Source organism: Rickettsia endosymbiont of Cantharis rufa, assembly GCF_964026445.1.
Lineage (GTDB): Bacteria > Pseudomonadota > Alphaproteobacteria > Rickettsiales > Rickettsiaceae > Rickettsia.
This window is the reverse complement of the sequence record NZ_OZ032150.1, coordinates 854,923-869,806: the sequence shown is the minus strand read 5'-3', so window position 1 is coordinate 869,806 and position 14,884 is coordinate 854,923. Positions and strand designations below refer to the sequence as shown.

Below are 14,884 nucleotides of genomic sequence, written 5' to 3'. Positions count from 1 at the left end.
ATTATTTTCCCTTATATTAATTTAATATGAAAAGAATATTTAATTGTAAAAGTCAAGATTTAATCCTACAGACACTATAAAAACTATATCTGAATGTCTGATAAGTTATGACTGTCAGATGAGTATTCAAGATATAAGATTTCGTTATTCTTTTCAACATCTAACTTTTTACTATCCATAAAAGTCTGCATAGGCGTTTTACCATAGCGATATTTACCGGAATGTGATCTTTCGTTATTGTAATGCTCTAACCAAATATCAAGATCTAGTTGTAGATCATCAAGATCAGTATAAATCTTTTTACGCATAGCTGTATCAAAGAATTCTTGTTTCATAGTTTTATTAAAGCGTTCACACATACCATTTGTTTGAGGAGAATATGCTTTAGTAGTAGTATACTCAATACCCTCAATGCTTAAGAACAATTCAAAAGCATGATACTCTATATTGCCCTTATATTTACCACCTCTATCAGTTAGAATACGAAGTACTGGTATTTGCTGACTCTCATACCACGGCAGTACTCTATCATTAAGCATGTCAGTAGCGGTAAGAGCTGTTTTATCAGTATATAATTTAGCATCTGTAACCCTAGTATAGCTATCAATAAATACCTGAGAATATACCTTGTCTATACCTTTAAAATTACCTACATAATATGTGTCTTGGCATCCTAGATAATCTGGATGCTGTGTATCTATTTCTCCATGAGCTTCTTTCTCGCTACGCCGTTTCTCTAATACTTGTAACTGAGCTTCGGTAAGAACAATACCATCCTGAGCCATTTTTACTTCTAATGCTTTAAGTCTTTTATTGATATTATTTAAATCATTACGTAGCCAAATTGATCTAACCCCCCAGGTGATACAAGAATACCAGTCTTTTTAAGCTCATTTGATACTCGCATCTGACCATAAGCTGGGTATTCTACCGCCATATCTAATACTGCTCTCTCTACCGCAGGATCAACTCTATTTGCTATAATTGGCTTCTTCCGGCTAATCTCATATAACGCCTCTTCTCCCCCAGTTTCATATAGCTCTTTGAACCTATAATAACTGTCCCTGCTGTATCCCATAGCTTTACACGCTGACGATATACTTCCAAGACTCCTAGCTAATCCTATTTTTGGCTTTATTATTTTTTGATTTAGATTCATTTCTAATCCTCTATTTAATACTTATCTTATTTTACTAAATGTAAGATTGAATCTCAGCTATTACAATTTAAAAACCCAACAGATAAACTAATTTTTTAATAATCAATTAATAATCCGTATTTTTTAAGATGTTCGTTAATTATAGTTATTACCGCATCTAAACCATTTTTACTAGCTGATTCAGCCCGTGCAACTATAATAGATTCGGTATTAGAGCTACGCAGTAACCACCAACCATGCTCAGTATTTACCCGCACACCGTCTATATCATTAAATTCTATCCTATCATCAAGTAATTTTTGTTTTATCTCTTCTATAATTTTTAGCTTTAATTCTGAAGAAACAAATATTTTAATTTCTGGTGTACTATAGCTTTTGGGTAAATCTTCTATTACCTCATCTAGAGTTTTATTTGATCTACTAAGTAAATCTAAAAATCTTAGAGCGGCATAAATTGCATCATCAAAACCAAAATATTTATCAGCAAAAAATATATGTCCGCTCATTTCACCCGCAAGCAAAGCCTTTGTCTCAAACATTTTGCTTTTAATAAAGGGATGACCGGTACGCCATATTATAGGATTTCCGCCAAATGACTTAATTCTATCAACTATAAATTGGCTTGCTTTTACATCAACTATTATATTTGCATTTGGATTTTCCTTTAAAATATCCTCAGCAAAAATACATAAAATTTGATCACCGAATAATATCTTCCCATTTGAGCTTACAATGCCGATTCTATCACCATCACCGTCAAAAGCTATACCAAGATCGCAATTTTGTTCCTTAACTAATTTAATTAGCTCTTGTAAGTTAGCAGGATTCGTAGGATCAGGATGATGGCTTGGAAAATTTCCGTCAATTTTACTATTTATGATTATATTCTTGTTGGCTAAATTATTTTTTAGTGCTTCAATAATATTGCCCGTTGCTCCGTTACCAAGATCCCAAGCTACTTTTAATTTTGGGTCAATGTTTATTTCTTCTAAAATACGCTTTAGATATTTAGATTGTATGTTATTGTCGTACTCTATGTCATTCCCGCGAAAGCGGGAATCCATGCATCCACTTGTATTAATCTGGATTCCCGCTTTCGCGGGAATGACACAAGAGGAAGCAGGAATGACGTGATCATGCAAAATCCTCGTCAATAAATCCTGTATTTGAGGGCCGAAAAAAGATTTGCCGTTTTGCAGTACTTTAAAGCCATTATCATCACGAGGATTGTGTGATCCAGTAACCATAATACTACCGGCAGGCATAAAGTGTTTATCGGCAAAATATAAAACCGGCGTTGGAACTACGCCAAGATTTATGATTTCAGCCCCCGCATCAGTTAATCCTAATTCTAAGGCTTTACAAAGGATAGGGGAACTAAGCCGACCGTCTAAACCAACACAGGTTTTGTTGTTATCCTTCGTTATAGTCATCCCGGCAAAACAAAATCCTATCTTATAAGCTACTTCTTTCGTTAAGTCTGTAAGGCTATTGCCTCTTATATCATAAGCCCTAAAAATTTCTTTGTTAATTTGCATAAAAGAACTGTTTTGAATATTATTACAAAGCTCTTATGTCATTCTCGCAAAAGAGCCTTGTTGCGTGGCTCGGAAAACCCACTCGATGCCATTCCCGCGTAGGCGGGAAGGCATTGTTGAGTGGATACACGAACCGTCATTGCGAGGAGCGAAGCGACGCGGCAATCCGGAAAAATAATAAAAAAATTCTGTAAATCAGATCCACGCAACAACGCCACGCGGGAATGACATAAATGAGCCATGCAACAACACATGTAGTCGCTCGCAATGACGAGTTTGCGTAGTCTACAAACTAAAGCTTTCCCCTAAATACACTTCTTTAACTTTTTTGCTATTTGCTATTTCTTTAGCACTTCCTTCTAATAATACTTTACCTTCAAAAATAACATAAGCACGATCAACTATATCTAAAGTGTCACGCACGTTATGATCGGTAATTAAAATACCTATACTGAACTCGCGTAAATAAGTAATTAGGTTTTTGATATCGGATATAGCAAGAGGATCAATACCTGCAAGTGGTTCATCAAGCATGATAAATTTAGGCTCTATTGCAAGTGAACGTGCGATCTCAAGCCTACGCCTTTCGCCCCCTGATAAACTAGCGGCAGAAAGATCTTTTAAATGCACTATCGAAAATTTCTCCAGTAAATTATGAGTTTTTTGTTCAATTACTTCTTTGTCGTTTTCAGATATTTCAACTACAGCCTTAATGTTATCCTCAACAGACAATCCGCGAAATATTGAAGGTTCTTGAAGAAGATAACCAACCCCAAGCTTTGCTCTTAAATAAATAGGTAAATTTGTAATATTTATATCATTTAAAAGTAATTGTCCGGAATCCGGCTTCATTAAACCGATAATAATGTTAAAACAAGTTGTTTTACCAGCTCCGTTAGGACCGAATAAACCGACTATTTCTCCTTGTTTTATATTAAGAGATATATCACTTAATATATTTCTTTTTTTATATGCTTTTGATATATTTTTAACTTGTAAGCTGCCCATCTTTTTTATTTGTGTGTTTTTTGTGGATTAATTCTCAACGGCACTGCGAGCAGTCGTAAACTGCGTGGCAATCTCGTCAAATATCCTAAGATTGCTTCGTCAATATTTTTAACTAGATTGCTTAGTCGAATTACTGCGTAATTCTTCTCGAAATGACGAGAAAACCGGTATTTCATAATTTCCTCGCAATGACGTACCAAAGAATGTTATTTCCTAACAATATTTATATAATAGATTAGTTTATTAGTTTTTAAAACATTATCGTCACGTTGTAATATTACATTACCAAGTAGAATAAGTTGTTTATTATCGAAAAAATATTCAGCTGAATCTGCAAGTAATAATTCATTATTTATTTTTCTCTCTACAGTCAATTGAGTAGGAATAACTATATAATCAATAGTTCGCTTTCCACATATTGTTTTATAAAAAATATATAATTCTTTCGTTCTAAGTATTGCGTTATCGAAATAAACAACAACATTTCCAAGATATTCTGCCTTTTGTTTGGTTCTATCAATAATTAAAGTATCAGAAGTTATATGTAAATTAGAAATATCTTTATCATTAGCATATATTACAGTACTAATTATGAGCATCAAAACAAGTTTAATAATCCGATAAATCGATGATTGTAGAGACATTGCCTTTAAAAATTATAATATTATTTTCATCCACAGTATTAAAACTATCCGAAGTAACGGAAGAGTTTTTGTAAAGTAACGTAGCAGGCGAATTACCGGCTATATTCTTATTTACTAAATCAATCCGTGCATCATTAGTGTTAAATATGACCTCATCAAAATAAAGTTTTACATCGTTTTTTAAATCTAATATGCTTGATTCTTCGTCTAAAAAGCCTTCTTTCGCATGTATGGTGAGAGGTTGGTCCTTATTTACGTTATAAATAGCATTTATTATATCTAATTTATATTTGTTATCTGACTCTTTTATAGCTTGCTTAGTTTTAATTGTATAAGCATTTAAGTTTTTATTTACTCCCTCAAAAATTGAATCTTTCAATATAATATTATATTTTAAATCAAAATTTTTATTATCTTTTAAGCTTTTTTTTGTAACGTTAATATCCCCTTCTTCATTAGCATAACCACTTTTAATTAGTATATATCCCATATACAAAATTCCAAGTATTATTAAAAAATAGACAGATTTCCAAATTTTTTTTCGCCGTTTATAGGAAGAGAGCATAAATTTTAGCTAACTCCTACCTTCAGTAAATCATGAATATGAATAATACCTGTAATGATATTATCATCAACAATCGGTATGTTAGTGATATTTTTAGATTTCATTAAATTTAAAGTTTCTTTTGCAAATGTTTCGGATGAAATACAGGTAGGATTCTTAGTCATAATACTTGATGCTATTTTTAAGTGGATCTGATCGCTGATATGACGACGTAAATCACCGTCCGTTATGATTCCCAGTAGATTTTTGTTTTTATCTGTTACTATTGCACACCCCAAACGTTTTTTATTCATAATGATTACAGTTTCAGCAAAAGAAGTATCCTCGTATACTAAAGGTATTTCATCACCGCTACGCATTAGGTTTTTAATTTTTGTTAAATTAGCACCTATTGTACCTCCAGGATGATAAATCTTAAAATCATCTTTGGTAAAGCCTCGCTTTTCATGCACGGCAGTCATTAATGCATCGCCGAGTGATAACATTATTAAAGATGATATAGTAGGAGCGCCTATTACAGAAGCTTCCGGATATTCGGGTATTATTAATAAAAAATCACTTCTTTTAGCTAAAGTGGAATTTTTATTCATTGTCATTGCAGCAATTTTTATGGAAGAGTTCTTGCAATATGCGGTTATATCAAATAACTCTTTAGTTTCGCCGGAATTAGAAAGCATAATAACTAGATCATCTTTTGTAATCATTCCTAAATCGCCATGACTTGCTTCTGCCGGGTGTAAATAGAAAGCAGGCATACCGGTTGAGGAAAAGCTAGCAGCTATTTTTCTTGCAATATAACCGCTTTTACCTATGCCAGTTAAAATTACCCGACCTTTGAAAGATAGTAAAAATTCTACAATCTCATTAAAATCCTCAGGGATATTTTTAGATAATTTTTCTAAAGCACTCGCTTCATTAGAAATAACTCTCTTTGCGATGGCGCGATAATTATTTGTGTCGGTCATTGTTTTTTGTCATACCGCGACTTGATCGCGGTATCCATTTAAGTATTATTAGATACCGCGATCAAGTCGCGGTATGACACAGGGCTATGCTATGATAAGATCAATTAAAATACTTACGTTCTGTAACTGTTTCAGCCGTTTCAGCATTATTTTCTTCATTCCAAGCTCGTTTTTTACCAACATCTCGTTTTTCAGACTCTTGGTTTTCTTTAGAGTTATTTCTTGGTTTTGGATTATTTGAAGATTTATCCTTATCAGCATTTTTAATAGTTAGTTTTGCTTTGCCCTTATTATCAAAACCTATTAGCTTAACTTTTACTATATCGCCTTGTTTTAAAACACTACTAACCGTTTCTATTCTTTCTTCTGAAATTTCACTAATATGAACAAAACCATCTTTATTACCTAAGTAATTAATAAAAGCACCGGAATCTAAGACCTTCATTACCGTACCGTTAAATATTTCACCGATTTCAGGTTCAACGGCAATAGCTTTTATTTTATCTAATGCAATTTTTACTTTGTCTTTATCTGAAGCATAAACAGCAACGCTGCCGTCATCGCTTATATCTATTTTAGCACCGCTAGTTTCGCAAATTTCCTTTATTACTTTACCACCTGGTCCTATAATATCTCTAATCCTATCTTTATCTATTTTTATAGTAGTAGTAGAAGGGGCATTTTTACTTAGTTCGCTATTTGGTTTACTGATAACTTTATTCATTTGCTCAAGTATATGCAAACGACCAAGCCGTGCTTGTTCTAAAGCTACTTTCATTATATCAAAGTCCACACCTCGTATTTTGATATCCATCTGTAATGCAGTAATCCCTTCGCTAGTTCCTGCAACCTTAAAGTCCATATCACCTAAATAATCTTCATCGCCGAGAATATCCGATAATACGGCAAATTTTTTGCCTTCCTTAACAAGTCCCATGGCAATACCCGCAACTGGTGCTTTTATCGGTACGCCGGCATACATTAAAGCAAGAGAACTACCGCAAACAGTTGCCATTGAAGAAGAACCGTTAGACTCTGTAGTTTCCGCAACTACTCTAATAGAATAAGGAAATTGTACTTTAGTAGGTAATAAAGGATTAATAGCACGCCAAGCAAGCTTACCATGCCCGACTTCACGACGACTAGGTGCTCTCATCGGCATTGCTTCATTTACGGAGTAAGGTGGGAAGATATAATTGAGCATAAAGCGTTCTTTATACTCACCCTCTAAATTGTCAACTATTTGCTCATCTAAGCTAGTACCAAATGTAGCACTAACTAAGCTTTGTGTCTCACCTCTAGTAAATAAAGCTGAGCCATGAGTGCGGGGTAACAGCCCGATCTCACAGGCAATTTGTCTTATATCCGTGGTACTTCTTCCATCGATACGTCTATTTTTTTCTAAAATCTCGTTACGTAATATATCTGATTCAATAGATTTTAAAGCCGATTCGATTTGATAATTACTATATTTTCTATTTTCTATGTCGCTTACAAAATGCGTAAGAACTTTTTCAGGTACTAAATCTAAATTAGCGCTACGTTCTTGTTTAGATTTAATCGCAAAAGCTTGTTCAATTTCTTTTGCAAATAACTTTTCAATTTCGTTTTTTAATGAGGCAGGATATAAATCTTGCATTTCAAGTTTTGGTTTTTTAGCTTCTTCTGCTAGTTCTTTAATTATCTTTACTACCGGCTGGAAGCTCTCAAAGCCAAATTTTACAGCTTCTAGCATTTGTTCTTCAGAAAGTAAATGAGCTTCCGATTCAACTGTCATTACTGAATCCGCTGTTCCTGCAACTACTAAATCAAGTTGACTTGTTTTTAATAATTCAAGTGTCGGATTTAAAACAAATTCACCGTTGATCAATCCTACTTTGCTTGCAGCAACTATTTCTAGATAAGGAGCGGGGGATAGGCTAAGTGCAGCCGATGCACCAATGATTGCAAGTATATCTACCGGAGTTTCAGGATCATATGAAAGAACACTGCAAGTTACATGCGTTTCATTCACAAAAGACGGATGAAATAACGGTCTGATTGGCCTATCTATTAAACGAGATACTAAAACTTCCCTATCTGACGCTTTTCCTTCGCGCTTAAAAAAACCACCAGGTATTTTACCGGCAGCAGATGCCATCTCTCTATAATTAATTGTCAAAGGAAAAAAACCGATACCTTCTTTTGCTTTGTTAGCTACTACTGCTGTACATAGTAAAACAGAGTTACCCATTTTTACCATAACCGCACCACCAGCCTGACGTGCTATTTTACCTGTACTAAGTTCAAGAATTTTCCCGTTCCATGTAACACTCTTAGTTATTTCGTTATACATCTATTTATCTCATTTCATAATTTACATTTTTTGTATTCTAGCCCGTCATTGCGAGGAAATTACGAAGTAATTGTACGCCCGCAATCTCAGGAGTTTGTTATTATTTCATGAGATTGCCACGCAGCCTGTAGCTGCTCGCAATGACGACTTGACATCCACATATGTAATGCCTACTCACAATGACGATTACCTTACTACTTTATTTTCCTAATTCCTAGCTTACTTATTAAGTCTAAATATTCGCTAATACTATTCTTTTTAATATAGTTAAGTAATCTACGACGGCGTCCGACTAAAATTAATAATCCACGTCTTGAAGTATGATCTTTATAGTTAGATTTAAAATGCTCGGTTAAATTATTGATTCTTTGAGTTAAGATAGCACATTGCACCGCGCTTGAACCAGTATCATTTCCCGTTATAGCATATTCTTTAATTAATTGTTGTTTACGTTCTTGTGTAATCGACATCGATAATCTCTCCTTAAAATATATAGATCTCTAGTTTTAAAAGAATTCTACGGTGTTAAATTAAATACTCGTAAAGAATTAAAGCAACCTTCATTTAAGCTACCTATTGCAAGCAAAACGCCTTTATAGCGAACCCATAAAAGATTAACATCTTTTTCATAATCAAACAGGCATTTCTGTCCATATTTAATTTGCTGTGCTTGGCTGTCAGTTGCATCAAGAACCAGGATGTCGTCCAGTATTGCTTCTATCTTTATACTTTTTGTCCCAAGAAATTCTTTTGTAATTTCTTCGGGTGAAATAATATGAATAGCATTTTCTTCTTTAAATATTCCAACCTGAGTACGGCGTAATTCTATCACAAATCCTAAACTTTGCAAGGATAATGCCAAATCTTCTGCTAAAGTCCTTATATAAGTACCTTTTGAGCATTCCACACTATAGGTAGCGGTGGCATTTTTCTCGTCAAAATTTAAACATTTTAGATCATAAATAGTTATATTTCTTGGCCTTAATTCTACTTCTTTCCCAGCTCTAGCCAATTTATAGGCTCTTACGCCGTTAACCTTAAGAGCAGAAAAAGTCGGCGGTATTTGAGTTATGCTACCGATAAATTTAGAGCATACGGCATAAGCTTCTTCTTGAGAAGGGATATAATCTTTTGTTGCTATTACGGTGCCAGCATAATCACCGCTATCAGTCTGCACCCCAAATTTTACAGTAAAAATATAGGCTTTTTTAGCATCAATTAGTAGCTGTATTAGCTTTGTAGCTTCACCGACCGCAAGCGGCAATACTCCTTCTGCTTCTACGTCTAAAGTACCGGCATGCCCTATCCTAACTTTACCTAGTATTTTCTTTACTATACTAACAAGTTTAGCAGAACTTACACCTCTTGGTTTATAAAGGTTTAACCAATAATTACTCATTAATATACTTCCTAAAAATGAAGAGTTGATAACTTGAAACTTTTTCGTCACTGCGAGAAGAATTACGTAGTAATTTGACGAAGCAATCCAGTGAAAAAAAATGCTAATTTTAGCATTCTTTATTAATTTTTCTGGATTGCCACGCGAACTAAAGTTCGCTTACAATGACGATATCAACTCTTTTTAGTTAATACCTCAAATTAAACGAGTATATCCTTGACTTAAGTTTAGAAAATCTTTAATATATAATTCTAGCCAATTGAGATTTAGGTTAGACCAAATTAATGACGATTAACCCAGCTAATATAGAAAATCCTCCCTCTAAAATCAATATATATCTTTCCAAACTTACCGATTACATTTGGCCCATAAAACGTCACGAAGTTTCTAAATTTTTATTCATCACCTTATTAATGTTCTGTATTTTATTTATCCAAAATTTAATCAGAGCTTTAAAAGATAGTATTGTTACTACTATGATCGGTGCCGAGACTATTTCATTTTTGAAATTTTGGGGAGTGATGCCATCTGCTTTCTTAGTGACTACTATCTATGTAAAGCTTGTTAATAGTATGAAAGCAGAAAATATATTTTATCTTGTTATATCAATTTTTTTGGCATTCTTTGCTTTATTTGCTTATGTTATTTTCCCAAACCATGAAATATTGCATTTAAGCCCTGTAACTGTTCAAAATTTAACGATAAGTTTACCTAATTTAAAATGGTTTATATTTCTTTTATCGAAATGGAGTTTTTCGTTATTTTACATAATAGCCGAATTATGGCCAAATGTAGTTTTTGCATTACTTTTTTGGCAATTTGTTAATAATATTACTACAGTAGAGGAATCTAAAAGATTTTATCCGTTATTTGGATTACTAAGCCAAACAGGTATTTATTTAGCAGGACAATTTTTAGAAAATCTAAGTAATATTAATGAGTATGTAACTAATAAATTCTCATTGCAATCGTCTTTTCACACGCTTTCTATACAAATTATACTAACTATAGTATTAATTTTAGGCATCATCGCTATTAAAACTTTTTGGCTACTTAATCATAAAATACTAGACAAAGAGCATATGGCATTACTCAAATTTAAAGCAAAGAAAAAATCAATGACTATTGTCGAAAGTTTTCAAATGATTCTATCGTCAAGACATATTAGATTAATTGCAACTTTACTTATTTGTTACGGTATTGCTATAAACTTAGTAGAAGGTCCTTGGAAAGCGGCAGCTACCAAAATTTATAAAACTCCAACTGAATATGCGGCGTTTATAGGAAGTTATTTGAGTTATACCGGAGCATTTACCATTTTATTCGTCGTACTTGGTTCAAATATAGTTAGAAGACTCGGCTGGTTTACGGCAGCTGTTATCACACCTTTAATAGTTTTTGTTACTGGTATATTATTTTTTGCCGTTAATAATTTTGAAGGATTTGCAGGTTTAATAATAGCAAATTTCATTCTAACAGATCCTGCTTTAATTGCTATAACTATTGGCGCTATTCAAAACGTGCTTAGTAAATCAAGCAAATACACCTTATTTGATTCAACAAAAGAAATGGCTTATGTCCCTTTAGACCCGGAAATAAAAATAAAAGGTAAAGCAGCGGCTGATGTAATCGGTACAAAACTTGGTAAATCAGGTAGTGCATTTTTACAATCATTAGTATTTATAATATTACCTTCTGCTAGCTACCAATCTATCTCTGTTTGCTTGATGATTTTATTCATAATTACTTGTATAATTTGGCTTTGGGCAACCAAAGAACTCAACAAAGAATATAAAATTTCTCAATAAAAATATCAGATTTTTCTTGATATTTCTGAAATCCCTATATACTATTTTTGACAGTATAACACAAACTGTGAAAAAAGGTATGTTATGTCATTTCCGCGTAGGCGGGAATCCAGCTTTTTTCCTTTGTCATCCCGTGGCTTGACCACAGAATCTTTTGAATTATTTTTGCGGATAGCGCGATCAAGTCGCGGTATGACATTCAGTTTGTGCTAATTAATTTTTGATTAAATTAGAGGTTTTATGAGTAAAGACGGTAACCCGGATATAAGTGAATTTGATCCTTTAAATAGAGAATTTACGGAAGAAGAAAAACAGCAACAAGAAAAGCAAAAGCAAGAACTTTTTTCTCAAACTACACCCCCAGAACTAGAAGCTGATGATAGCATTTTTCAAGCACCGGCTAGCACCTCTACTTCAATACCTTCAATTAGTGCTTTATCCAGGGGGGTATCGGCAGACGGTCAAACATTAGATCCAATAACCGAAGCTATTAGAAAAGAGATTTTAGAAAAGCAAAGAGATATATTAAGAGAATATTTTGCCAATACAAATCCGGAGTTAGCTGAACAAATAGCAAAAGAGGAAGAAGATAAAAAATTCCATACTTTTTTAAGTAATCCGGATAATCAAGGGTTAGTTAATAAAGCTTTTGAAGATTCGGATACGAAAAAGAAGCTAGAAGCAGCAGAAATAACCGGTTATAAAAATGTTCTCTCAACATATAGTGCCGCTAATGGATACCTAGGTGGATTTAAGCCGGTACCGTGGGAAAACCAAATAGGCGCAAGTGATCTTAGAGCAACATTAGTTAAAAATGATGTAGGTGATGAACTTTGTACTTTAAATGAAAAAACTGTTAAAACTAAGCCTTTTACTGTAGCTAAACAAGATGGTACGCAGGTTCAAATTAGTTCATATAGAGAGATTGATTTTCCTGTAAAACTTGATAAAGCCGATGGGTCGATACATCTATCGATGGTGGCATTAAAAGCCGACGGTACGAAACCTTCTAAAGATAAAGCAGTATATTTCACTGCCCACTACGAAGAAGGGCCAAACGGTAAACCTCTGCTTAAAGAAATAAGCTCACCGCAACCTTTAAAATTTGCCGGAGACGGACCGGATGCGGTAGCTTATATTGAGCATGGTGGAGAAATTTATACACTTGCAGTAACACGTGGTAAATATAAAGAAATGATGAAAGAGGTAGAACTAAACCAAGGGCAGAGCGTTGACTTATCACAAACTATATCTGAAGATTTAACAAAGGTACAAAATCGATCCCAGGAAACACTACAATCAACAATAACCCCAAATCAAGGGTTGCAGTCACCTGCTGAAACACCTACTACTAAAACTACACAAATGCTACAGCCGCAACAAGCTAAATCTTCAGGAATTCCAAATCCACCTTATCCTCTTGGTGATCCTCACGGAATGCCGATGCCGCAACAAGTGAATCCAAACCTCCTTAATGCAGCTACAGCTTTATCAGGCAGCATACAAGATTTATTAAATTATGTAAATGCAGGTTTAACAAAAGAGACCGACAACAATAAACAAATTGATTTAATTAAAGAAGCAGCCTCAGCAATTCTTAATAATGAGAAAAGTGATATTGCTGAAAAGCAGGCTAATATAATTGCTTTAACTGAAAATACGGTCAATACTAAAGACCTTACACCGTACGCAAAAGTAACTGGAGTAAATGCGATATTAGAAACCATAAAAAATGATCAGAATACCCCAGACCTAGAAAAATCAAAAATGCTTGAAGGTACAGTAGCTATCGCGTTAAATTCAGAAAATCTTAATCCAACACATAAACAACAAATAGTGGGAAAAGCAACAGAACTTGCTTTAACATTTAATGATGAATTAGATAGATGGGCGGCACTTAATGGTCTCAGCGATACAATAATAAATAGCAACCTCCATGATGAACAAAAAGGGAGTATGCTTATAGGAATGGACAACAAGATAAACGAGTCAAAACTTACTCCTAAAAAAAAGAGCCAATTAATCGGGGATATATTAGCAAAAGAAAAAGAAGCGGGTGTTTTAACCCAGGAACAACAACAATTGATGCAACAGAATTTAGATAAGATTACAGCAGAACAAACTAAAAATGTCGAAATAGCAGAGGTGCAAGGTATTTTAGCTAACCCTGCATTTAATGCTATCGCTAAAACTGAGGCAATACAAAATGTTACCACAAAGGTTTTAGATAGTACGATTAAAGCGGAGATAAAAGGTGAAACACTTGAAAATATTACTAAGGTAGTTGCTGAGAGTCCTTTGAACGGTCAAGATAAAGCGGACATTGTTAAAGGTATAGGCAAAGCTATAGCTAGTCATCAAACTATAGCACCTACAGAAAAAATTGCTGCCATAGAATACGTAGAAAAAGGGGTTGCCGAAAGTATAACAGATTTGGAAGATAAAAAGCTAATGACTAAAGGGTTAGTAGACGGCATTTATGAAGGTAAAGCAACCCCCGAAGTAACTTCTGAACTGACTAAGGCAGTTTCGAGCGGTATCGACAAAAGTACTGCTACACCGGAAGATCAAAAAGCACTTAAAGATGCTGCAATGGAAGCAGCTTTGGAAAGAGAGCCCCAAAATTTAAATAAAGATTTATATCAAGACACAGATTTACATGCTGCAGCAAGAAAGGTAGCTAATGCATTAAAAGATGTGATTGATCCTATTTTAGAGGCTCACCCTGAAAAAACCGAAGTCTCAAAAAAACAAATTACAGAAAAAACTTCGGACATAGTTGCGGGTATAACTAAAACATCAAAAGATGTCCCTACACCTGGCGAAGAAGAATTAGAAAAATCTAAAGAATCAGTAGTATCGACAGAAGAAGAAGTTGTGAAAAAAACTTCTGGTATATTAAGTGATATATCTAAGCTTGCAGTTGAGAAAGTCAATAATTTTCGTGCTATGCTTTCTCCAAATGGTAATCTTAAGACCATTGAAGAAAAAAGAGTTGAATCAGAACAGCAAATTAATAAATCAATTACAGATTATAAAACCATAGATGATAAATATAAACCTCAACATGAGCAACAGCAAGGAAGCTATGATAACACTAAGGAGTTAGCAGAGAAAAAATCATTTATTGAAAATTTAAAATTAAACGATAAAGAAAAAATAAAATTAATTAGTACATTAATTCAAAATGAAGCGGACAATAAGAAAAAAGGCGCAGTTAATAATATAACAATGTTAACAGAAAATCGAACAAAGCTTGAGGAAAAAGTTGCAATTCAAGATAAATCGAAAGTAGGTTATGATGCTCAACTAAAACCACGCAAAGATACAGGAAGAGTTCCTTAATTTGACATACATGTTATTCCCGCGAAAGCGGGAAGCTAGAAAAAAGTAACGTAAATTTTTAGTTTTGAAAACTTATATCATTGATATGTTTTAATTACTGGATTCCCGCTTTCGCGGG

General features: G+C 33.8%; 10 protein-coding genes and 1 pseudogene. 2 read left to right on the top strand and 9 right to left on the bottom strand.

Annotated features, from left to right (window positions below; all coding sequences use genetic code 11):
* Positions 1-83: 83 nt before the first annotated feature.
* The 9 genes and pseudogenes from AAGD46_RS04940 to truB form a co-directional block, all read right to left on the bottom strand.
* Positions 84-1,159 (bottom strand): annotated as a pseudogene (locus AAGD46_RS04940) (IS481 family transposase).
* 95 nt (positions 1,160-1,254) lie between these two features.
* On the bottom strand, positions 1,255-2,697 hold the full coding sequence (locus tag AAGD46_RS04935) for a phosphomannomutase/phosphoglucomutase (protein ID WP_341786775.1): 1,443 nt from the start codon (positions 2,695-2,697) through the stop codon (positions 1,255-1,257).
* Between the two features lie 285 nt (positions 2,698-2,982).
* On the bottom strand, positions 2,983-3,705 hold the full coding sequence (gene lptB, locus AAGD46_RS04930) for an LPS export ABC transporter ATP-binding protein (protein ID WP_341786774.1): 723 nt from the start codon (positions 3,703-3,705) through the stop codon (positions 2,983-2,985).
* Between the two features lie 206 nt (positions 3,706-3,911).
* Complete coding sequence (locus AAGD46_RS04925) at positions 3,912-4,349, bottom strand: LptA/OstA family protein (protein WP_341786773.1); 438 nt, start codon at positions 4,347-4,349, stop codon at positions 3,912-3,914.
* A complete protein-coding gene (gene lptC / locus AAGD46_RS04920) occupies positions 4,315-4,914 on the bottom strand; it encodes an LPS export ABC transporter periplasmic protein LptC (protein ID WP_341786772.1) in 600 nt (199 codons plus the stop codon). The genes AAGD46_RS04925 and lptC overlap by 35 nt, the downstream gene beginning before the upstream one ends.
* Positions 4,915-4,919: 5 nt before the next feature.
* The gene (locus AAGD46_RS04915) at positions 4,920-5,879 is read right to left on the bottom strand and encodes a KpsF/GutQ family sugar-phosphate isomerase (RefSeq protein ID WP_341786771.1); all 960 of its coding nucleotides are present in this window, start codon (positions 5,877-5,879) and stop codon (positions 4,920-4,922) included.
* A 100-nt stretch (positions 5,880-5,979) separates the two neighbouring features.
* Complete coding sequence (gene pnp / locus AAGD46_RS04910; RefSeq protein ID WP_341786770.1) at positions 5,980-8,214, bottom strand: polyribonucleotide nucleotidyltransferase; 2,235 nt, start codon at positions 8,212-8,214, stop codon at positions 5,980-5,982.
* 194 nt (positions 8,215-8,408) lie between these two features.
* Complete coding sequence (gene rpsO / locus AAGD46_RS04905; RefSeq protein WP_341786769.1) at positions 8,409-8,684, bottom strand: 30S ribosomal protein S15; 276 nt, start codon at positions 8,682-8,684, stop codon at positions 8,409-8,411.
* A 47-nt stretch (positions 8,685-8,731) separates the two neighbouring features.
* Positions 8,732-9,613, bottom strand: coding sequence for a tRNA pseudouridine(55) synthase TruB (truB, locus tag AAGD46_RS04900; protein WP_341786768.1), 882 nt, complete (start codon positions 9,611-9,613; stop codon positions 8,732-8,734).
* Positions 9,614-9,897: 284 nt separating this feature from the next.
* Between truB and tlc4 the strand changes: the two genes are divergently transcribed.
* Positions 9,898-11,421: an NTP/NDP exchange transporter Tlc4 gene (tlc4, locus tag AAGD46_RS04895; RefSeq protein ID WP_341786767.1), complete on the top strand. Its 1,524-nt coding sequence runs from the start codon at positions 9,898-9,900 to the stop codon at positions 11,419-11,421.
* 240 nt (positions 11,422-11,661) lie between these two features.
* On the top strand, positions 11,662-14,766 hold the full coding sequence (locus AAGD46_RS04890; protein ID WP_341786766.1) for a Sca4 family spreading effector: 3,105 nt from the start codon (positions 11,662-11,664) through the stop codon (positions 14,764-14,766).
* The last annotated feature ends 118 nt before the right edge of the window (positions 14,767-14,884 follow it).

Excerpts from the sequence above, each read along its gene's own strand:
- AAGD46_RS04935 (WP_341786775.1), bottom strand. The coding sequence starts at position 2,697 with ATGCAAATTAACAAAGAAATTTTTAGGGCTTATGATATAAGAGGCAAT.
- lptB (WP_341786774.1), bottom strand. The coding sequence starts at position 3,705 with ATGGGCAGCTTACAAGTTAAAAATATATCAAAAGCATATAAAAAAAGA.
- AAGD46_RS04925 (WP_341786773.1), bottom strand. The coding sequence starts at position 4,349 with ATGTCTCTACAATCATCGATTTATCGGATTATTAAACTTGTTTTGATG.
- lptC (WP_341786772.1), bottom strand. The coding sequence starts at position 4,914 with ATGCTCTCTTCCTATAAACGGCGAAAAAAAATTTGGAAATCTGTCTAT.
- AAGD46_RS04915 (WP_341786771.1), bottom strand. The coding sequence starts at position 5,879 with ATGACCGACACAAATAATTATCGCGCCATCGCAAAGAGAGTTATTTCT.
- pnp (WP_341786770.1), bottom strand. The coding sequence starts at position 8,214 with ATGTATAACGAAATAACTAAGAGTGTTACATGGAACGGGAAAATTCTT.
- rpsO (WP_341786769.1), bottom strand. The coding sequence starts at position 8,684 with ATGTCGATTACACAAGAACGTAAACAACAATTAATTAAAGAATATGCT.
- truB (WP_341786768.1), bottom strand. The coding sequence starts at position 9,613 with ATGAGTAATTATTGGTTAAACCTTTATAAACCAAGAGGTGTAAGTTCT.
- tlc4 (WP_341786767.1), top strand. The coding sequence starts at position 9,898 with ATGACGATTAACCCAGCTAATATAGAAAATCCTCCCTCTAAAATCAAT.
- AAGD46_RS04890 (WP_341786766.1), top strand. The coding sequence starts at position 11,662 with ATGAGTAAAGACGGTAACCCGGATATAAGTGAATTTGATCCTTTAAAT.